This window comes from Comamonas sp. 7D-2 (genome assembly GCF_022749555.1).
GTDB lineage: Bacteria > Pseudomonadota > Gammaproteobacteria > Burkholderiales > Burkholderiaceae_C > Comamonas > Comamonas thiooxydans.
The window spans coordinates 2,406,689-2,426,876 of the sequence record NZ_CP094238.1 but is presented as its reverse complement, the minus strand read 5'-3'; the positions used below and the strand labels follow the sequence as shown (position 1 = coordinate 2,426,876).

Annotated in this window: 16 protein-coding genes; 6 read left to right on the top strand and 10 right to left on the bottom strand. The window is 61.9% G+C overall.

The window, feature by feature from the left end; translation table 11 throughout:
• The first annotated feature begins 276 nt into the window (after positions 1–276).
• Entirely contained in the window at positions 277–1,623 is a 1,347-nt protein-coding gene (argA, locus tag MPZ60_RS11235) for an amino-acid N-acetyltransferase (protein ID WP_003079639.1), read from the top strand.
• Positions 1,624–1,725: 102 nt separating this feature from the next.
• Here argA and MPZ60_RS11230 read toward each other — a convergent pair whose 3' ends face one another.
• On the bottom strand, positions 1,726–2,541 hold the full coding sequence (locus MPZ60_RS11230; protein WP_242881738.1) for a helix-turn-helix domain-containing protein: 816 nt from the start codon (positions 2,539–2,541) through the stop codon (positions 1,726–1,728).
• A gap of 274 nt (positions 2,542–2,815) precedes the next feature.
• On the opposite strand from MPZ60_RS11230, the gene MPZ60_RS11225 reads away from it, so the two are divergent.
• From MPZ60_RS11225 to MPZ60_RS11215, 3 genes are all read left to right on the top strand, one after another.
• The gene (locus MPZ60_RS11225; RefSeq protein ID WP_034352101.1) at positions 2,816–4,495 is read left to right on the top strand and encodes a 2-isopropylmalate synthase; all 1,680 of its coding nucleotides are present in this window, start codon (positions 2,816–2,818) and stop codon (positions 4,493–4,495) included.
• A gap of 254 nt (positions 4,496–4,749) precedes the next feature.
• On the top strand, positions 4,750–7,143 hold the full coding sequence (locus MPZ60_RS11220; protein WP_034352098.1) for an adenosylcobalamin-dependent ribonucleoside-diphosphate reductase: 2,394 nt from the start codon (positions 4,750–4,752) through the stop codon (positions 7,141–7,143).
• A gap of 230 nt (positions 7,144–7,373) precedes the next feature.
• Positions 7,374–8,021, top strand: coding sequence for a dihydrofolate reductase family protein (locus MPZ60_RS11215; protein WP_034352097.1), 648 nt, complete (start codon positions 7,374–7,376; stop codon positions 8,019–8,021).
• 137 nt (positions 8,022–8,158) lie between these two features.
• Here MPZ60_RS11215 and MPZ60_RS11210 read toward each other — a convergent pair whose 3' ends face one another.
• From MPZ60_RS11210 to bla, 9 genes are all read right to left on the bottom strand, one after another.
• The gene (locus MPZ60_RS11210; protein ID WP_034352094.1) at positions 8,159–8,524 is read right to left on the bottom strand and encodes a hypothetical protein; all 366 of its coding nucleotides are present in this window, start codon (positions 8,522–8,524) and stop codon (positions 8,159–8,161) included.
• Between the two features lie 359 nt (positions 8,525–8,883).
• Complete coding sequence (locus MPZ60_RS11205) at positions 8,884–10,314, bottom strand: chloride channel protein (protein WP_034352091.1); 1,431 nt, start codon at positions 10,312–10,314, stop codon at positions 8,884–8,886.
• A 197-nt stretch (positions 10,315–10,511) separates the two neighbouring features.
• A complete protein-coding gene (locus tag MPZ60_RS11200) occupies positions 10,512–10,868 on the bottom strand; it encodes a DUF3325 domain-containing protein (RefSeq protein ID WP_034352088.1) in 357 nt (118 codons plus the stop codon).
• Positions 10,865–11,182: a hypothetical protein gene (locus MPZ60_RS11195; RefSeq protein WP_242607011.1), complete on the bottom strand. Its 318-nt coding sequence runs from the start codon at positions 11,180–11,182 to the stop codon at positions 10,865–10,867. The genes MPZ60_RS11200 and MPZ60_RS11195 overlap by 4 nt, the downstream gene beginning before the upstream one ends.
• Complete coding sequence (locus MPZ60_RS11190; RefSeq protein ID WP_034352083.1) at positions 11,179–12,819, bottom strand: PepSY domain-containing protein; 1,641 nt, start codon at positions 12,817–12,819, stop codon at positions 11,179–11,181. Before MPZ60_RS11190 ends, MPZ60_RS11195 begins: the two co-directional genes overlap by 4 nt.
• Before the next feature lie 10 nt (positions 12,820–12,829).
• Positions 12,830–15,367: a TonB-dependent siderophore receptor gene (locus tag MPZ60_RS11185; RefSeq protein ID WP_052057566.1), complete on the bottom strand. Its 2,538-nt coding sequence runs from the start codon at positions 15,365–15,367 to the stop codon at positions 12,830–12,832.
• A gap of 144 nt (positions 15,368–15,511) precedes the next feature.
• Positions 15,512–16,495 carry a FecR family protein gene (locus MPZ60_RS11180; RefSeq protein ID WP_034352076.1) on the bottom strand — a complete coding sequence of 328 codons (984 nt, stop codon included), beginning with the start codon at positions 16,493–16,495 and terminating at the stop codon, positions 15,512–15,514.
• A complete protein-coding gene (locus tag MPZ60_RS11175; protein ID WP_034352073.1) occupies positions 16,492–16,959 on the bottom strand; it encodes a sigma-70 family RNA polymerase sigma factor in 468 nt (155 codons plus the stop codon). Before MPZ60_RS11175 ends, MPZ60_RS11180 begins: the two co-directional genes overlap by 4 nt.
• A gap of 480 nt (positions 16,960–17,439) precedes the next feature.
• Entirely contained in the window at positions 17,440–18,345 is a 906-nt protein-coding gene (bla, locus tag MPZ60_RS11170; protein WP_034352070.1) for a class A beta-lactamase, read from the bottom strand.
• Positions 18,346–18,458: 113 nt separating this feature from the next.
• Here bla and MPZ60_RS11165 point away from each other — a divergent pair, with 113 nt between their 5' ends.
• Together MPZ60_RS11165 and MPZ60_RS11160 are read left to right on the top strand one after the other, a co-directional pair.
• Positions 18,459–19,322, top strand: coding sequence for a LysR family transcriptional regulator (locus tag MPZ60_RS11165; protein WP_003067957.1), 864 nt, complete (start codon positions 18,459–18,461; stop codon positions 19,320–19,322).
• A gap of 139 nt (positions 19,323–19,461) precedes the next feature.
• Positions 19,462–20,178 carry a glutathione S-transferase gene (locus tag MPZ60_RS11160; RefSeq protein WP_052057565.1) on the top strand — a complete coding sequence of 239 codons (717 nt, stop codon included), beginning with the start codon at positions 19,462–19,464 and terminating at the stop codon, positions 20,176–20,178.
• Positions 20,179–20,188 lie beyond the last annotated feature (10 nt).

Below are 20,188 nucleotides of genomic sequence, written 5' to 3'. Positions count from 1 at the left end.
TAGACCTGCGCAAACGGCAACCGGACGATTAACCGAGTGTCTATCTTTGCCTCGCATGGTTTCGACGCTGACTGCCACCAGGAGCTCTGCTCAAATACAAGTCGTCATTTTTTGAAAACATCGCGCCACAAAAACCACAAACTGTGCGATCAGCGCGCACAAAACCCTGCTGCAACCAGCGAAGGCAAGCGAGTAACCGCTACACTTTGCGCCTCAGGCCTGCGTAATACCCGACGCAGGCCTTTTTTCCCGCTTTCGAGGTTTTCGCGCACTGCCATGTCCACCGTCTTCAATTTCACCTTTGTTCCCTGGTTCAGGTCTGTGGCCCCTTATATCCACAAGTTCCGACACCAGACCTTTGTGGTGGGCCTGACCGGTGAAGCCATTGATGCGGGCAAGCTCAGCTCCATCGTCCAGGATCTGGCAATGATCCAGGCCATGGGCGTGAAGATCGTGCTGGTGCACGGCTTCCGCCCCCAGGTCAACGAGCAATTGCGCCTCAAGGGCCAGGAGCCGCGTTATTACAACGGCATGCGAGTCACCGACTCCATTGCGCTGGACTGTGCCCAGGAAGCGGCCGGCCAACTGCGTTACGAGATCGAAGCCGCCTTCAGCCAGGGACTGCCCAACACGCCCATGGCCGGTGCGCGCGTACGCGTGATTTCGGGCAACTTCCTCACGGCCCGTCCTGTGGGCATTGTCGACGGCGTGGACTTCATGCACTCCGGCCTGGTGCGCAAGGTCGACGTGGAAGGCATTCGCAGCGCACTAGACTCAGAAGCCATGGTGCTGGTCTCGCCCTTCGGCTTCTCGCCCACGGGCGAGGCCTTCAATCTCAGCATGGAAGAAGTGGCCACCCGCGTGGCGATCGAGCTCAAGGCCGACAAGCTGCTGTTCCTCACCGAGGTGCCCGGAGTGCGCATGGACCCCAGCGGCCCGGCCGACGAGAACAACCCCATCGATACCGAGCTGCCGCTGGACGCCGCGCGCCGCCTGCTGGCCCAGCTCCCGCCTGCGCAGCAGCCTACCGATGTGGGCTTTTATCTGCAGCACTGCGTGCGCGCCTGCGAGCATGGCGTTGAACGCAGCCACATCCTGCCCTTCTCCACCGACGGAGCCCTGCTGCTGGAGATCTATGTGCACGACGGCATCGGCACCATGGTTATCGACGAAAAGCTCGAAGAACTGCGCGAGGCCACGATCGACGACGTGGGCGGCATCATCCAGCTGATCGAACCCTTCGAGCGCGACGGCACGCTGGTCAAGCGCGACCGCACCGAGATCGAACGCGATATCGCCAGTTACACCGTCATCGAACACGACGGCGTGATCTTCGGCTGTGCCGCCCTGCATCCCTATCTGGAAGCCAAAACCGCCGAGATGGCCGCCGTCACGGTCTCTCCCAAGAGCCAGGGTACGGGCGATGGCGAGAAGCTGCTCAAGCGCATCGAACAACGCGCCCGCGCCCTGGGTTGCGAAACCATGTTTGTGCTGACCACGCGCACCATGCACTGGTTCATCAAGCGCGGCTTTCAGCCTGTCGAGCCCGAATGGCTGCCCGAGGCCCGCAAGGCCAAGTACAACTGGGGCCGCAAGAGCCAGGTGCTGGTGAAGAAGCTCTAATCCACCTTCACTATTAAAAATAGCTTCCGGCGCTTGATAAACAAGCGTTGGAAGCTATTTTCGGAGCAAAAGATCTTGATGCGGCAGGCGTTGCAAGAACGGCTAAGGCCGCGTAGCCCGGCCTGCCGACGCAACAAACTCCGATGGCGAGCGGCCGAACTGGCGGCGAAACGCAGCCGTGTATGCGCTATGGCTTTCATAGCCGCTTTCCAGTGCCACGGTCGTGATGGCCATGCTCTGCAGCAACTGGGGGATGGAAGCCATCAGGCGCATCTGCTGATACCACCTACCCCAGTTCATTCCGGTGCTTTTCAGAAAGCGGCGATGCAGCGTCTTGGGCGTGAGCGCGTGCTGCCGCGCCAGGGCTTCCACCGTGGTGCGCTGCGCCGGTGCACTCAGCATGCTCTCGCAGATACGTCGCATCAGCGCATCCTGGGGCCAGGGCAGGTAATACGGCAGCGGGGCCAGGGCGCTGAGTTCCTCCAGCAGCAAACTGCCCAGCAAGGCATCGCGCGGCCTATGCGGCCCCTCGTGGGGCAATGCCACCAGAGCTGTCATCAGCTCGCGCACCAGCGGCGCGACATGCAGCACGCCGTCCCGGGCCGGCAGCTGTGCGGACCAGGCCTCGTCGACGAACAGGCCATAGGCCCGCACCGCCGTGGTCGCCGTGATCTGGTGCAGCATGCCCGGGCGTAGCCACACTGCCGTGGTCGGCGGAACCAGCCATTGGCCGCTGGGGGACTCGACCAGCAACACACCTTCAGACGCATAGATGAGATGGCCGCGCGCGTGGCTGTGCTGGGGCACCACATGACCGGGCGGATAGCGCTGTTCCACGCCCGTGACAGGCAGTGGAGAGGCCTGGGCATGCTGCAAATCCAGCGCATGCGCGCCATGTTCGGGGGAGGCAAAACCCATGAGATGTCCAAATCTCTACAACAAATGAATATCTATCGATAGAAGTCTATACCGTTGACGACATAAAGTAGCCCCACTGTCTGCATCAACCCGCACTTTTGCCGTGAAACATTGCCACCCGCTTTCGCTACGCCTACTGGCTCTGACATCTGGTCGGGGTCTGCATGCACGCGTTCGCGCATGGTCCCATCCTGGTCTTCCCAGACCCCGGCCTTAGCCAGCTCCATCCGGGCAGGGAGACCAGGTAATTGTTGCAACCCATTCCAAGGTCTCTATGCTGGCTGATCCCTCTACCAAATACCGCGCATTTCCCGTTGTGGACTTTCCCACCCGCCAATGGCCTGCCCGTACGTTGACGCAAGCGCCCGTATGGCTTTCGACCGATTTGCGCGACGGCAACCAGGCGCTGTTCGAACCCATGAACCGCGAGCGCAAGCTGCGACTGTTCGAGGAACTGGTCGCCATCGGTTTCAAGGAAATTGAAATCGGCTTCCCCTCCGCTTCCCAGACCGACTTCGACATCGTGCGCCACCTCATCGAAGCGCAACTGATTCCGCACGACGTCACGCCCATGGTCATCACCCAGCTGCGTGAGGACCTGATTGCCACCACGGTGCGCAGCGTGGCCGGCGCACGCCGCGTGATCGTGCATCTGTACAACGCCGTGGCACCGGCCTTCCGCGAAATCGTCTTTGGCATGGAAGTGCCGCAGATCATTGCCATGGTGGAGCACCATGTACGCCACCTCAGGCAACTCACCGAGCAGCACCCCGAAACCGAATGGGTGCTGCAGTACTCCCCGGAAACCTTTTGCATGGCCGAGCTGGACGTTTCCCTGGCCGTGTGCAATGTCGCCATTGCAGCCTGGGATGCCGGTCCTAAGCGCCCCATGATCATCAACCTGCCGACCACGGTGGAGGTTTCCACCGCCAATGTGTTTGCCGACCAGATCGAATGGATGGACCGGCGTCTGGCACGGCGCGAGCACATCACGCTTTCGGTACACCCCCACAACGACAGAGGCACCGGCGTGGCCTGTGCCGAGCAGGCCCTGCTGGCCGGTGCCCAGCGTGTGGAAGGCTGTTTGTTCGGCAACGGCGAGCGCAGCGGCAATGTGGATCTGGTGACGCTGGCCCTGAACCTCTACACCCAGGGCATTACCCCGGGCCTGGATTTCTCCGACATCGCTGCCGTGGCACGCATCGCCGAAGCCTCTACGGCCCTGCCCATACATCCGCGCCACCCCTATGTGGGCGATCTGGTGTTCACGGCTTTTTCGGGCTCGCACCAGGATGCGATTGCCAAGGGCTTTGCGGCGCAACAACCCGACGCCCCATGGCGCGTACCCTATTTACCCATAGACCCGCAGGACCTGGGACGTACCTATGACAGCATCGTGCGCGTCAACAGCCAGTCCGGCAAGGGCGGTATTGCCTTCCTGCTGCAGAAGGACAGGGGCATCACCATGCCGCGGCGCATGCAGATCGAGTTCAGCGCCATCGTCCAGGCCTGGGCCGACAGCAGCGAAACCGAGCTTAGCAGCGCACAGATCTGGGAGCTGTTCGAAGCCACCTACCTGCATGCCCAAGCCGGGTCCCGGTCACTGCGTTATGAAAGCCACCGCCTGTTCGACAGCCCGCAAGGCCAGGGTATCGAACTGCACTGGCACGATGCCGACGGGCAACCCAGGCTGCGCAAAGGCATCGGCAACGGCCCTATTGCAGCCACCGTCGCTGCACTGGAGTTGCCGCTGCGCATCGACAGCTACGAAGAGCGCAGCCTGGGCAACGGCGCCGACGCCTGTGCCGTTGCCATCATCGAAGCCGCATGGCCTGGCGTGCCCGGCTCACGGTTTGGCGTAGGCATGCACGCGAACATCGTCACCGCATCGGTGATGGCGGTCGTGAATGCCGCTGCGCGCTTTGAGGGGGACATGATTCAGACCCGCGCGTAGCCTTCGATAGATCGTCGCGTCTCCCTCTTGTCGGCCGATACCGTTTGAAGCTCGGCCTGCGCGGTGCCCTCCCTCATACGCCGACTCGGTCTTTTCCGTCTATTTTCAGCGGGTCTGTCACAATTTTGGGGGCAGGCCCGTTGCGCCTATGGAGGCTTCTGGGCACTTGGTGCATCGTCGATGTTGCGCTGCGTCACAGCACCACCAAGCAGTCTGCGCTACAAAGTCGACATCCGATTAGCATGAGGCATGCCATGAATACACTCCCTCCTCAGGCCATCAGCCAGGATGTGCTGGCCGAGAAATATCTGGCCGACGGCGAGCAATCCGAGCAAGAGCTGTTTGCCCGCGTGGCACGAGCCCTGGCAGCTGTTGAACAGCCTGAGCTTCAGACGCATTGGGAGCAGCAATTTCTGGTCAATCTGCAGCGCGGTGCCATCGGTGCTGGCCGCATCATGGCAGCGGCGGGGCTGGACACCAAGGCCACGTTGATCAACTGCTTTGTGCAGCCCGTCGCCGACGCCACCAATGGTTTCGACACTCAGGGAAACCCCGGCATCTACACAGCGCTTTCTCAGGCAGCCGAGACCATGCGCCGCGGTGGCGGCGTGGGTTATGACTTCTCCAATCTGCGACCACGCGGTGCGCTGGTGCGCGGCACCAACTCCTTTGCGTCGGGCCCCTGCTCCTTCATCGATGTCTTCGATGCATCCTGTACCACGGTGGAGTCGGCCGGTGCGCGCCGCGGCGCCCAGATGGGTGTGCTGCGCATTGACCACCCCGATGTGCTGGAATTCATCACCGCCAAGCGACAAAAAGGCCGCTGGAACAATTTCAATGTGTCTGTGGGCGTGAGCAGCGCATTCATGCAGGCGGTCAGAGACGATGCCCAATGGGAGCTGGTGCATGTCGCCAGTCCCAGCGAGGCACAGATACAGGCCGGCGCCCATCGCCGCGACGATGGCCTCTGGGTCTATAAAAGCCAGCCCGCGCGCGCGCTGTGGGATGCCATCATGCGCTCGGCCTATGACTTCGCCGAGCCCGGCATTCTTTTTCTCGACAACATCAACGCCGACAACAACCTCTGGTATGCCGAGCAGATTGCCGCCACCAATCCCTGCGGCGAGCAGCCCCTGCCGCCCTATGGCTGCTGCGATCTGGGCCCGGTCATACTCACGCGCTTTGTGCGCGAGGCGTTCACACCTCAGGCTTTCTTCGATATGGAGGCCTTTCGCGCCGCCGTCGCGGTTCAGGTGCGCATGCTGGACAATGTGCTGGACGCCACCGTCTGGCCCCTGCCCGAGCAGCAGCGCGAGGCACAGCAAAAGCGCCGCATCGGCGTGGGCTTCACTGGGCTGGGCGACGCCTTGATTCTGCTGGGCCTGCATTACGCCAGCGATGCAGGCCTGCAGCAGGCCGCATCAATAGCTCGCGCCATGCGCGATGCGGCTTATGCCGCGTCGGTGGAGCTGGCACGGGAAAAAGGTGTCTTCCCGCTGTTCAACGCCAAGCAGTATCTGAAAAGCGGCTTTGCCAAACGCTTGCCCAAGGAGTTGCGCGCTGCCATCAAAAAACATGGGCTGCGTAACAGCCATCTGCTGTCCATCGCCCCCACGGGCACGGTATCACTGGCCTTTGCCGACAATGCGTCCAACGGCATCGAGCCCGCTTTTTCCTGGACCTATACGCGCAAAAAGCGCACGACCGATGGCGGCGAGCAGTTCTACACCGTACAGGACCATGCCTACCGCCTGTACAAAGCCATGCACGGCGACGAGGCACCGCTGCCCGACTGCTTTGTCAGTGCGCTGGAGCTGAGCGCCAGCGAGCATGTGGCCATGATGCGCTGCGTGCAGCCCTTTATCGACACATCGATTTCAAAGACCGTCAACATCCCGGCCGACTATCCCTTCGAGGACTTCAAGCACCTCTATATGGAGTGCTGGGAGGTCGGCCTCAAAGGCTGTGCTACCTACCGTCCCAACGACACGCTGGGCGCGGTTCTGTCTACCGATTCAGCCCCCACCCCCTCTCAAGCGCCTACTGGTAAATCGCAGGCTGCTATCAACTCGGTTAGCAGCAGCGGCATGACGGCTGTGATCGAGCGCCGCCCCGAGGGTCCGCTCAATGCCGTGGTGGACAAGATCGAGTATTTCACGCATGACGGCATACGGCGTCTCTATCTGGTCGTCAGCTTCATGGTGGTCGACGGTGTGGAGCGTCCCATCGAATTCTTCATGCCCGTGGGCCAGACCGGGGAGAGCCAGCAATGGATCACGGCCACCATGCGCAGCCTGAGCCTGGCCGCGCGTGGCGGCTTTCTCGACAAGGCCCTGGCCGATCTGCGCAAAGTGGCCTGGGACCGCGGCCCGGTGCGCTACGGCAGCAGGACGCGTGACGACGGCAGCCGCATCCCGCTCTGGCATGACAGCGAAGTGGCGCTGCTGGCCTATGCGATTCAAAGCATCATCGCCAATCGCGGCCTGCCCCAGCCGGCGCCCAGCACGGCGGCCACGCCGGCATCTCCGCCCGAGAACAATGCCTCAGTCAGCGGTCAAAAGTGTCCCGACTGCGGAGCACATGCCATGATCAAAAAAGATGGCTGTCAGTTCTGTACTGCCTGCGGCTTTGTGGGGTCATGCGGTTGAAAAATGGATAGCTTGAGTCGCGATCAAGCTGAGCAGTGCGATGGATGACTGAGTCCGCTGCAGCAGCGTCCATTCAGATGGCAGCCCAAAGCAGCGGTCAGGCGCGGCTTCGGACCCAGCACCCTGAGCTCAACAATGCGACGGGTGACCGAGGCATGTGGAAACGCTAAGTACAGACGTTGATATCGAGGCCATCGATCATCGCTCTCCAACCTGAAAGGTGTTCCGTCATGAAAGTCAAAGTCCTCTGCTTCGGCATCTCGCTGGACGGTTACTCCGCCGGACCCAACCAGGATTTGCAGAACCCGCTCGGCGTCGGTGGGCCTGAGATCCTTGAGTGGTTCTTCCCCACCCAAGTCTTTCAGCGTATGCATGGAAGGTCTCAGATCGGCGAAACAGGTGTCGACAATCAGATGGCCGAACGCTCCTTCGAGAACATCGGTGCGTGGATTCTGGGGCGCAATATGTTCGGCCCGATACGCGGCCCTTGGCCCGACGAAAGCTGGAAGGGCTGGTGGGGCGATGAGCCACCCTATCACGTGCCCGCATTTGTCCTGACCCACCATGCGCGGCCCGCGCTGCGCATGCAGGGAGGCACCGATTTTCACTTCGTCACGGATGGCATTGCGTCGGCGCTGGCGCAAGCCAAGGCAGCCGCAGGTGATCGCGATATTCGCATAGGCGGCGGCGTAGCCACCGTGCGACAGTTCCTGCAGGCGCGACTGGTCGATGAGATTCACCTCGCTGTACGTCCTCTGTTGATGGGGGCCGGCGAAAACCTCTGGCAAGGCTTGGACATGCGGGCTCTTGGCTATGAGGTCGCCGAAGTGAGACAGGGGGAACGAGCCATGCATGTGATGGTGCGCAAACAAGCGTAACACCTGAAAACCGGGTCGCACTTGATACCGCAGGCGTACTCCTGACTGTCCGGACTGTCCAAGCCCATGGTCCTGACACTTGTGACGCTCATGTTCCAACCGGGACGGCTAGCGACAGTCGTATCCAGAACGCTTGCTTAACGCTTAGCTTCGGAGGTCGAAAGAGATGATTTGCCGGAACGATAGGCCAGGCCAGCGCCGCAAGTGGTCTCAGTCGTAGGCCTCGCATACATCACCAATGGCGAGCTCGCCCAACTTCTCGCTCTTTGAATATCACATTCCAGTTCTTGCCTCTCAAGCTCGACCATCAGGTACTCACGGTAAGCATCCACTCGGACTTTCGGCTCGGTGGTCGTGCTTTGAAGCAACTTATTGAGTTGTGGTTGCTCGTGCAGCATGCCCTTCTGGCGGTCGAGCAAAGGCTGGATTCCCGCCTCGACAGGCTGTATTGCGTGAGCACAGCCAGTCCAGGCCATGGCGATAAAAAGAGCGACTTGGCGCATGTTTGTGCTTCGACCCCCACGTAGGTAAAGTGGATGGCATCAACCCCAGACCTTGCCCGATAACACTTGCCACTCTGAGAAGCACTATGGGTCGCCTCACGCCTTTATATAGGGGTTGGCGGAAATACTCCTACTGCCGTCCGGCATCCAGCGTCAATAGACTGCGTGCGACTCTTCGCTCAGGCTAGGGCTTGAAACGCCATGCGCTGCGACTCTCTCAAGGAGCCTGCAGGCACGGCTCACCGGTTGCGCCGCGCGCTCAGGATCAACTGAACTCCTGACTTCACCCAAGCATCACCACCGCTGGCCCAAGCTAGTTCAATTCCTCGTAGACGCTGCCCATGGATTCAACTGACAGCCTAGACTTGACGCGATTTTTGCAGTGAGTCAGGCTCGGATGACTCATCCAGCGCCACTGGCTGCGTGGACTCCGCCGGAGCCGCAGCGGCTTCTGGCTCCGGCTCCTTGGGCAAAGAGGCCCTTGCCACTTGGAGCATGTGCAGGGCAAGCGATTCATACAGAGGCCGCGCAATCATGCGCGAGATCATGCTGGCGATCATGGCCGATGCCATGAGGCTCAGCACCAGTGCATGGCCGTCCACCATCTCCATGACGATGATGAAAGCCGTCAGTGGCGCCTGGGTGACCGCCGCCAGAAAGGCAGCCATGCCCATCGCTATCAATGCAGGAGCTATATCCGTAGTTCCAACAATCGATGCAACGTTATTCCCCACGCCTGCACCAATCGACAGCGAGGGCGCAAAGATACCGCCGGGTACGCCCACCCAGGCCGATAGCCAGGTGGCGATGAATTTGAGCGTGACATAGAACTCGGGCACATCGGCCTCGCCCTGCAACATATGCTTGACGGCTTCGGAGCCCGCACCAAAGGTGGCGCCGCCGGTGACCACGCCAATGACGGCAATCAGCAGGGCCAGCACTGCGGCAAAGCGGATCGGAAAGCGTGACCTGAGCTTGTTAAGGCGCTCGGTGGACGAGGTCAGCGAGTGGGTCATTAGCTTGGCGAACAGGCCGCCCAGCACGCCGCAGGTCAGCGCCACGGCAAGACAAGGCAGCAGGTCACGCCAGCCGAGTTCGGCCACGCGGATGCGGCCAAAATAGCTCAGATTACCGAAGACCGAGACCCCCATCAGACCGGCCAGCACAATGGCTGCGATGATGAGTCCGCTGGAGCGCGACTCCAGCTTGCGCGAGAGCTCCTCGATGGCAAACACCACGCCCGCCAGCGGGGCGTTGAAGGCTGCTGCAATACCTGCCGCCCCACCAGCCACCAGCAAGGCATGGGTGTTGATAACGGACTTGGGGCCCAGCCAGCGCCGCGCCGAATGCATGACACCTGCAGCCACCTGCACCGACGGCCCTTCGCGCCCTATCGACAGCCCAGCGAGAAATCCCGCGCTGGACAGCACGATCTTGGCAAACGACAGCCACAGCGACACAAAGCGCTTGCGCAGACTGGCATCGACCGATGGCTCCAGCGTGGCAATCACCTGCGGGATGCCCGAGCCGCTGGCACCCGGAGCCCATTTGCGCGTGGCCCAGACCGCCGCCGCCGTGATGGCCGGCATCCAGATCAGCACCAGCCAGCCATGGACGCCGTGGTAGATGCTCTCGAAAAAGCCGAAAGCCGCCTCGGCCAGCAGCGTGAAAGCCACCACGCTCAGCCCCGCTGCCGCGGCATAGGCCAGCACCACCGTCCGCTCCAGCCAGCGCTTTCCATCGCGCATCTCTTCATTGAGGTTGTGGAAGAAATCTGGCTCTTGCTGCATGGGCGGGCAATCGTTTCGGGGCGGCTGCAAAAATGGGCGAAGACCCACATTCTGCGCCCGCCCAAGGGCTTGCCAGATCGGCAATAGCCACAACGATTGCCCACACAGGTTTTTACAACGACCGCCCGAGTCGCACATCTATTGCGAATCGCCCGGCTAAAGCCCGAGGGAATGTCCATGCGGTCATGCCGTATAACTCATCCCGTGAATGCCACCCAAAGCGTCCCGGCCAAGGCGACCAGACCTCCCATGGCCACCAGCATTGCACCGGGCCCAGGCACATAGGCGAGCAGCCATGTGAGTGCCAGCGCGGCCACACTGAGGCAGCCCAGCCAGACGATGGTTCCCACCGCAGCACCCCACAAGCCCATGCACAGCCACAGTGCGAGCAGCATCAGCGCCGCCCCCGCCAGGCGCAGCACGACCCGCAGCGCCGGCCCGGGCTCGCCACGCGATACAAGCTGATCGCAATGCCTGTCCATGGCCTGGCTCAGCACCAGCATGCCTGCCAAGCACAGCGCCAGGGCGCAGGCCATCACCTGCCACAGACTCATGCCACACCTTTCAGCGCCTGCAGCGCAGCTGTCAGCAGGGCTGCCGAGCCCGCCATCCATGCCATCACGCGCAGCAGGCTGCGCACATGGAAGGCCCAGAGCGTCACTGCGGTGTAGAGCACAAAGCTGAGCAAGGTGGAAAGCAGCACGGCAGGTGCACGCTGCATAGCGCCCACGGCCACAAGCGCATGGGCCATCACGGCGCAGGCCAGCGCCGTGAGCGCATAGCCGCCCAGCGTGATCATCAGCACGCGCAGCAACACGGCCCAGCGATGGTGCCTGGTCTGAGCCTTGGTCATTGTCGCCGCTTTCATGTGAGACCTCCTGAGACAACGCCACGGCCCGCACGCAACTGCGCCATGTTCTTGCTACGCTGCGACTTTTCATGCCGCCATGCACCCCAGGCGACCAGCAGGCCCAGCGCCATGCAGGTCAGCTCCAGCCCTGCCCGCTGACCATCGCCCTGCGCCAGGTACAGCAGCAGGTGCTGGCCTGTAGTCATGACATTGAGCAGCGGCAAGCCCAGACACAGCAAGGCCAGCATCCATAGCTGTTCGCACCAGGCCTGGCGCGCCGTGCGCAGCAGCGCATGCAGCAGGCTCAGGACCCAGACCGCAAAGAACACACGGATTTCCCAGCTGGAACGCGCCTCCAGCACCAGAGGCAGCAGACGATTGCCATACAGATAGGCAATGGACGCCAGCGCCGAGCCTGCCAGTGCCGCCACATTGAGCGCATCAATGCAGCGGTACATGGAGGGCGTCGCCGCGCCCCATTCATAACCGCTTCTTGCACGGCGCTTGACCGCAAACAAGATCGATCCGCTGGCAATCATTGCCGTGCCGACCAGGCCCAGGACAAAGTACAGCCACTTCATCGCCCAGCCACCAAAGGTGACCAGATGCAGCGCGCTGATGACGGGATAGGTATCGCTTGCAAAACTACTGGACGGCGAATTGGCGGATAGCTGCAGCAGCTGGCCGTCGACGGCATCGAAGGTCACTGAATTGGCGCTGTTGACCATTCGGCGCGTCACTGCCGTATCCGGCTTGCCTTCCGTGAAGCGTATCGTGGCCGGCGCACCCTCAGGTCGTTGCACCACCACGCCCACGACAGGCTCCGTCAGCAGGGACTGGGCCTGCTGCGCAAGGCTGACAAGGTCCACAACTGCAATGGCTGGTGCATTCGAGGGTGTATTCGCCTCGGATCTGGCGTTCAACTCGGACTCGTAGCGGCTGTAGGCCGAACGGTCCTGCCCATACAGCGATTGCAGCGGCCAGGGCATATAGCTGGTGTAGAAATGCGCGAGTCCCGTGTAGACGATCATGAACAGAAACGGCAGCGTGAGCACGGCCGACGCATTGTGTGCATCCAGCCAGGAACGCTGGCCCTTGCCGGGCCGGAAGGTAAAGAAGTCCTGAAAGATGCGCCGGTGCACAATCACGCCCGAAACCAGCGCCACCAGCATGCACATGGACACCAGTCCCACCACCCAGAAGCCAGCGATACCGCCCTGCAAGGAATAGTGAAAGGACATGAAATGCCGACCGCCTTCGGTCTGACGCATGGCAGGCTCTGGCAGGACTTCGCCCGTCTGGACATCTAGGCTGGCCTGCAGATCGCCGTCCTGGGCACGCGCGAATACCTTGACCCCATCGCCTGTGTGCAGCGGCAGACCGATGCGCCAGATACTGGCATCCGGCGCCGTCTTGCTCAGATGCTGCTCGGCCAGCCGCAAGGCCAGCAGACGCTCTTGCGGAGAAAGCGCCTGCTGACCGCTGCCCTTCAGTGGCAGCCCCTGCATCCATAGCGTGATGGACTCACGGAACACGCTGATCGAGCCCGTGAGAAAAATGGCGCAGAGCAGCCAGCCGCACACCAGGCCGCACCAGGTGTGCAGCCATGACATGGTCTGGCGAAGTCCGGGCCGGGATGCTGACTTGCCGCTCATGTCAGCCCGCTCAGAACGCGCCACGCAAGGTCAACAGCACGCTACGCGGCTCGCCATACCAGTTGCCGCTGCCCGAGGTCCCAACCGTCTTGTAGTAAGTCTTGTCGAACAGATTGTGCACATTGAGCGCAGCAGACCAGTTGCGATTGATGCGGTATTGAACGCTGGCACCCCAGACGGCGTAGCCGGCCTGGGTGAAGCGGAAGGGAACGGCATTGCCATCGTATTGGCCCGATGCCGGGTTGTAGCTGTTGGCCGTGCCGCTGACATAGGTGGCGCTTTGCAGCGTCACGCCACCGCCCATCGTCCATGGCGAGAGCTGACCCTGCAACTGATACGTGCTCCACAACTTGAACAGGTGCTTGGGTGTGATGGAGCTATAGACCAGTTGCGACGGGTCGGTCTTGTTGCGATTGTGGTTGTAGGTATAGCCGGCAAACAGCTGCCAGCCCTGTGCCAGCTGACCGGTCACTTCCATGTCCAGCCCCTGGCTGATGATCTTGCCCTGCGCGACATAGCAGCAGCTCAGGCCCAGATTCCCCACATCCGTTTCCGGATAACGCGGATCACGCACCGCCTGCCCCTTGCGCTCGATACGGTAAAGGGCCAGCGCTGTATTGAGCTTGCCATCGGCGAGTTCCCCCTTCATGCCCAGCTCGAAGCTGCGGCCTTTGATCGGGTCCAGCGCAGCCCCCGGTGCAGGCCCGGCCAGCATATTGGCCTGCGACTTGTGGATCTCGGTCACGCTGCCATAGGCCGTCCACTGGTTGCCCAGGTCATACACCAGGCCCGCATAGGGGGTGAAGATGCCGCTTTCGCTGTAGTACTCGCGACCGCTGGCCCGAACACTGCCATCGGCGTTGTAGTTGATGTATGGCGTGTCGTAGGAGTAGCTGGCATAACGTCCCCCGACAATGGCGGTGAGCTGATCCGTCAGGCTCAGGTTGGCACGACCATAAAAGCCTTTTTGAGTAGCGCCGTAGCCGGGATAGCTGCGCGTCATGCGTTCGCGTACCGCAGGGGGAATTCTGCCGGGATCGAACTCATAGACATTGGTCAGAGACAGCGGCGTATCCATCTCGGAGTAATAGGTGTCCTGATCGTCACGGACCTTGCTCCAGTCCGCGCCGAGCAGCAAGCGGTGTTTGCGACCGAACAGCGAGAACGGGCCGCTGGCATGCACATCCAGGCTTTTTTTCTCCGAACGAAAGTCGTTGGAAAAGCCGGTCCAGTTGGCGCCAAGACCTGTTGCAGGGTCAACGGCTCCGCTGAGGCTGGCCAGCCGCGCATCGCTGTCCACCTTCTGATAATTGAGCTGGGCCTTGAGCTTCCAGTCTCCCGCCAGCTGCTGGTCGAGCTGCGCAAAGACCTCCTTGGCGCTCTTGTCATAGTGGCTCCAGCCCGCCATCAGCGCAGTTTTGCGAGACAGCTTCAGATCGTCGCCATTGGCGGCACGCGGCAGGCCTTCGCGCCAGGGAGTGGCCTTGAGCTTGTCGTAGCTGGCTCCCAGACTCACACGGGTGGAGCTTGTCACATCGGCCTCCAGAATACCGTAGAGCAAGCTGTTGCGCGACTCTGCTCCGCGATAGAAGAAGTCCTTGTCAGAATGCGCGAGCACAGCACGACCACGCAGGCTCCCTGCTTCATTCAATGGACCCGCAACATCCAGCTCGGCCTGTTTGCGACTCCAGCTGCCGACGCCCACCGAGCCCAGAATCTGCTTTTGCGCCGTGGGACGCTTGCGCACCAGATTGATGGCACCGCCAGGCTCCCCATTGCCGCTGAACAGGCCGTTGGCGCCGCGCACCACCTGCACGCTGTCATACATGGCCAGATTGGGGTCGAACAGTTGCTGGCTGAAAGCGTCCACGCTGGCTCCGTCGATCTGCACATTGCTGATCTCGAAGCCCCGCGACAGAAACTTGGTGGCCGCACCGCCCAACCCTCCCGCACCGCCATAGTCCACCGTCACGCCGGTGGTCTGCTGCATCACCTCCCCCACATTGCTCATGGCCTGATCTTCAATGCGCTGGCGCGTCACCACCGAGATCGACTGCGGTGTCTCGCGGATGTCCTGCCCTTTGCCCAGGGACACATGCGAGGCGGCATACGAGCCGCTGCCTTCCGTGGCTTCACGCTGGGCCAGGGCCGTCACCGACACCTCGCCCAGCATGCCGGTCTGGCTGCTGTGGCGACGCACGGTGATGGCCGCCCCGACAGGAAAGGCCTCCAGTCCGCTCCCCGCAAGCGCCTTGGCCAGCGCCTCGTTCAAGGTCTGCACGCCCTGCAGCGCCGGCGCCGTGCGGCCTTCCACCAATGCAGCGTCAACCGAGACCGACACCCCCCAGATGCGGGCCAGTGCATTCAATGCTTGTCCCAGCGGCTGCGCAGGCAGGCTCAGGCTGCGCGAGGTGGACATGGCCGTCTGGCTGCTGGCGACCTGGGCATGAGCCGTCGGTAATACCACCAGAGCTGAGCAAGCCAGACAGGCCATGGCACTGGCCAAAGCCACTGCGCGCAGACCTCCGCAATGCGAACCCGCAGCCATCCCCTCCTCTTGAACAGAAGAAAAATGAGAGTGATTTCTTTTCATCAAATGCATCCTGTGAAGTGCTTGTCTAAGTGCTTTCACAGTGAAGACGCATGAAATGGCTTGTACCGGACAAAAATTTTCATCCGGCCTTGCCGGCCGTCAGCGCCGACGGATGACGGTGCGGCCATCGGCCAGTTGCTCCACGCGCACCGGCAGGGAGCGCGACAGGCTGGCAATGAAGATGGCAGGCTCGCGCAGCTTGAAGCTGCCGGTCAATCGCAGGGATTGCAAAGAAGCCCCATCGTCCAACATCATTGACTGAGCCAGGTAGTCATTCCAACGCGCCACGACTTCGGTCAGCGGCGTGCGGTCGAACACCAGCCAGCCTTCGCGCCAGGCCCCCACATCCGAAGCATTGAGCGAGTAGTGCGCGAGCTCGCCGCCTGCATAGATGCGCAGGCCTTGGCCGGTGCCCAGCATGGCATCGGGGTACTGATCCGCCATGCGGGCTTGCTGCCACACGGCCACACGGCCCTGGGCGACGCTGACCTGCAGGCCGGTAGGCCGGTAGGCCACAGAGAAAACCGTGCCCAGCACACGTACACGGCCCAGGGCCGTGTGGACCTCCAACGGCCTCTGTGCATCATGGGCCACGTCGAGCCGAATTTCGCCCTGACGCAGATGGATCTCGCGGCGCTGACGGTAGAGCACCACCGAGGCATCTGTGCCAGGCGCCAGATCGAGCTGGCTGCCATCGGCCAGATGGCGGCTCAATTGCTGTCCATGGCCTGTATGCAGCGCGATTTGCTCCAGTGGCTGCAGCCAATGCCAGCGGCCAAGCATGCCGGCAAGGCCTGCCACACCAGCCACCCCCAGCACGGACAACGCGCGACGGCGCGTCTGCTGCGCACGCGCCGACTGGGTGGCGGGCATGGGCATATCGCCTTGCAAAGCACTGCCATCGGTCTGCGCCCAGCCCGCCATGGCAGCCTGGGCCGCCAGTTCATTCGCGGGCTCACTGGCACGCCAACGTTCCAGCGCCTCTGCCGCTACCTGCGCTGCTTCGGTACTTGCGCCATGCTGGCGAGCAATCAGCAACAAGGCGTATTCCAGCCGTTTGCGCTCGGGCATCTCGGCCTTCATGACTTGAGCCCCATGCAATCGCAGACGGCACGCACCACATGTTTTTCGATGGCGGCTTCGCTGATATTCATATGCGCTGCTGCTTCGGCATGGCTGAAGCCATAGATGCGCACCAGCACAAACACCTCGCGACGCTTGCGCGGCATGGCTTGCAGGCGCCGTGACAGCAAGATCAGTTGCTGTCGCCCTTGCACCTGACGCTCGGCCGAGGGCGCCTCATCGACCCCCACCACCGCCAGGGTTTCCAGCATGCGTGCTTCTGCTGCGCGACGGCGCGCATCGTCGATCACAATGTTCTTGCCGGTACGAAACAGCAGTGCTCGCAAATCCCGTACCGCAAGCTCTCGCGACTGCATGGCAAAGACGCGGGCATAGCTTTCCTGCACGACATCCGCAGCCGCATCACGGCTATTGAGCGAGCGAGCAAAGAAACTGACGAGTTCTGCGTAATAGTGCGCAACCACGGGTACACCTCGACCTCTTGCGAGGCATGCCGCCCAGGCTCTGGAATCGGCCGCAAAACATGCAGCTACGGAGCGGGAAAGCGCAGACTCTATCAGAAAATGAGAATCAATCTCATTAAATAACAGATCTCGACGCCTCTTCGCATCAATGCAGAGCCGGCGTCGCGACAAACTTTGAGCTTGCGTCTGCATCGCTGGCGCGACTGGGTGAGTTCCGCCCCGGGTCATCTCCTGCGATCAGCCATTCAGGCGTAACAACTGCAGCCGGGCCCACCCAAATTCAAGCGCAAGGCTCGGACAGGACTGGTGATTGGCCAGCCCCCTGCCCTGCCTGGCAGCAAACCTCAAGCCTGAAAGGCAAGCCCACAGAGCGCCCTGCGGACTGCAATCGAGTAGACGGTCAGGCTTCTGTAACAGCGCTTCCCCCAAGCCCGCAGGCACGCAAGATCCTTGCCCACGATCGAAATGACCGCCGCTGCTTCAGATCGTGTAATACCAGCGTTTGATCGCTTCGCCAGCCCTGGCCAGCACGGCTTCGCGCCCCGCCCCATCGAGCGGGCTGCCGGTCAGATACGCCGTCACCAGCAACGGCGCAGATTGTTCGGTAGGCCAGACGATGAGAGTGTCGCAAGCCGTACCCCTCTCGCCGCTGCCTGTCTTGCCGCCCACAGTCCAGTCGCCGGGCATGCCGGCGCGCACGCGCTTGTCACCGGTACGGCTGTCCACCAGCCATTGCTGCAGCAGGGCGCGGGCATAGCCCTCCAGCACATCGCCCAGCAGCAGCTTCTGCAGACTTTGCACCATGGCTTGCGGCGTCGTTGTGTCGCGTTCATCGCCGGGCAGCGCAGTGTTCAGCGAAGGCTCGTTGCGGTCCAGCCGGGTGGTACCGTCCCCCAGCTCGCGCAGCCATTGCGTAAGCGCCGCCGGCCCGCCGCTGGCTTCCAGCAGCACATTGGCCGCCGTGTTGTCGCTGACAAGCACCATCGCTTCACACAGTTCCTGCACCGTCATGCCGCCATTGGCACCCGCGCGCTTTTCGGATATCGGCGACCACGCCACGACTTCGGAAGGAGAGTAATAGAGCTTGCGCCACAGTCGAATTTCATCTCGCTGTGCCAGATACAGCATGCGTGCGGCCAACAGGGTCTTGAAGGTGCTGCACATGGGAAAGCGCTCATCGCCGCGCCAACCCGCCTCGGCGCCGCTGACGGCATCCAGCACATACAGGCCGAATCGGCCCTGGGCCTGAATCTCCAGCGCCGCCAACTCGTCACTCAATGTTCTCGCTGCTGCGGCTTGCTGCTTGGAGATAAAAGCACAGCCGCTCAGTCCCCAGGCCCCCAGCCCCAAGGCCAGTCCTGTTGTCAGCATGCTGCGTCGCTGCATAAGATCCTCTTTTGGTTAACTGTCATGGTTTGCAGCATAAATCGGTAGATTCGTATGAACCAGCAGTAATAATTGACACCATCCATTAGAAAAACTTTTATCTTGATAGAGATATGCAGCTACCACTGAACGCCTTGCGCATGTTTGATGCGGCCGCCCGTCACCAGAGCCTGACTCGCGCCGCACAGGAACTGCATGTGACGCAGGCCGCCGTCAGCCAGCACATCCGCAATCTCGAAGAGCGCCTGGGCAAGCCTTTGTTTCGCCGCCTGCCGCGCGGCCTGGCCCTGACCGACGAGGGCCAGGCCTTGTGGCCCGTGGTGGCACAAAGCTTTGAGCGCATAGAGCAATCGCTGCAGCAGGTGGCAGAGCCACGACCACGCGAGATTCTGACCGTGGGAGTGGTCGGCACTTTTGCCATAGGCTGGCTGATCCCCAGGCTGAGCCAGTTCCAGCAGTTGCACCCCTACATAGATCTTCGGCTGCTGACCAATAACAATCGCGTGGATCTGGCCGGCGAAGGACTGGACGCCGCCGTGCGCTTTGGCGACGGTGCCTGGCATGGCACGCACGCGCAAATGCTGCTGCGCGCGCCGCTCTCGCCCATGTGCACCCCCATGCTGGCACAACAGCTGCGCGAGCCTGCCGACCTGGCCCGGCAAACCTTGCTGCGCTCCTATCGCACCCAGGAATGGGAAGGCTGGTTTGCCGGCCTTGACCAGGCTGCCCCGCTGGCGCGCGGAGCCATGTTCGACTCTTCGCTGACGCTGGCCGAGGCCGCCGCTCAGGGCGCAGGCATTGCCCTGCTGCCCGCACGCATGTTCGAGCACATGCTGCAACAGGGCCGGCTGGTGCGCCCTTTTGCCCATGAGGTCGACACCGGCGCCTACTGGCTGACCTATCTCAAATCGCGTCAGGCCAGTGCCGCCCTGCAAACCTTCAGACAATGGCTGATGACCCAGTTGCAAACCGACTGAAACCAGCGCTCTTTAATGGCTAAAACCGTTTCACCCCAATCGTTTCAAGCTATCAATCCGTGAGTAATCCAAAACATCTAAGCCGCACAGGTCTGCATGGCTTCAGGGCAACGGGTACAGTACACGCCCAGCAAGCGCCATGGCGCTTTGGTTTCATTCATCTCATCAGATACCTGCCTTGACTGCCGCCGCCACCCTGCCCGTCCTGTACTCCTTTCGTCGCTGCCCCTACGCCATTCGCGCCCGTCTGGCGCTGGCCCATGCGGGCCTGGCGTGCGAACTGCGTGAAATCAATCTGCGCAACAAGCCACAGGCACTGCTCGACGCATCGCCCAAGGGCACGGTGCCCGTGCTGGTGCTGCAGGACGGAAAAGTCATTGATCAAAGCCTGGAGGTGATGCTGCATGCGCTGCGCGGCAACGACCCCGATGGCTGGCTGCAACCCACGCATGGCAGCCTGGAGGACATGCTGGCTCTGATCGAGCGCAATGACGGCTTCTTCAAACAGGCTCTTGATCGCTGCAAATACCCCGAGCGCCACGATGCCGAGGCCGTGAACCAGGCCCAGGCCGACGCGCTGACCTGGCTGTCGGCACTGAACGATCAGCTCGAGGAAACCGGCTATCTGTTCGGCCTCAACCCCAGTCTGGCCGATATGGCACTGCGCCCCTTTGTTCGCCAGTACGCGCGCATTGACGAGGCGCAGTGGAACGAGCAGCCCTGGCCTCATCTGCAGCATTGGCTGCAGCGCTGGATTGACTCGGCCCTGTTTGCCGAAGTCATGGAAACCTATCCGGGCTGGGTGCCCAGCAGCAAGGGGCCGACATTTGTTGGCGAGAGCGTGGAAAGCCTCTAATGGTGAAACC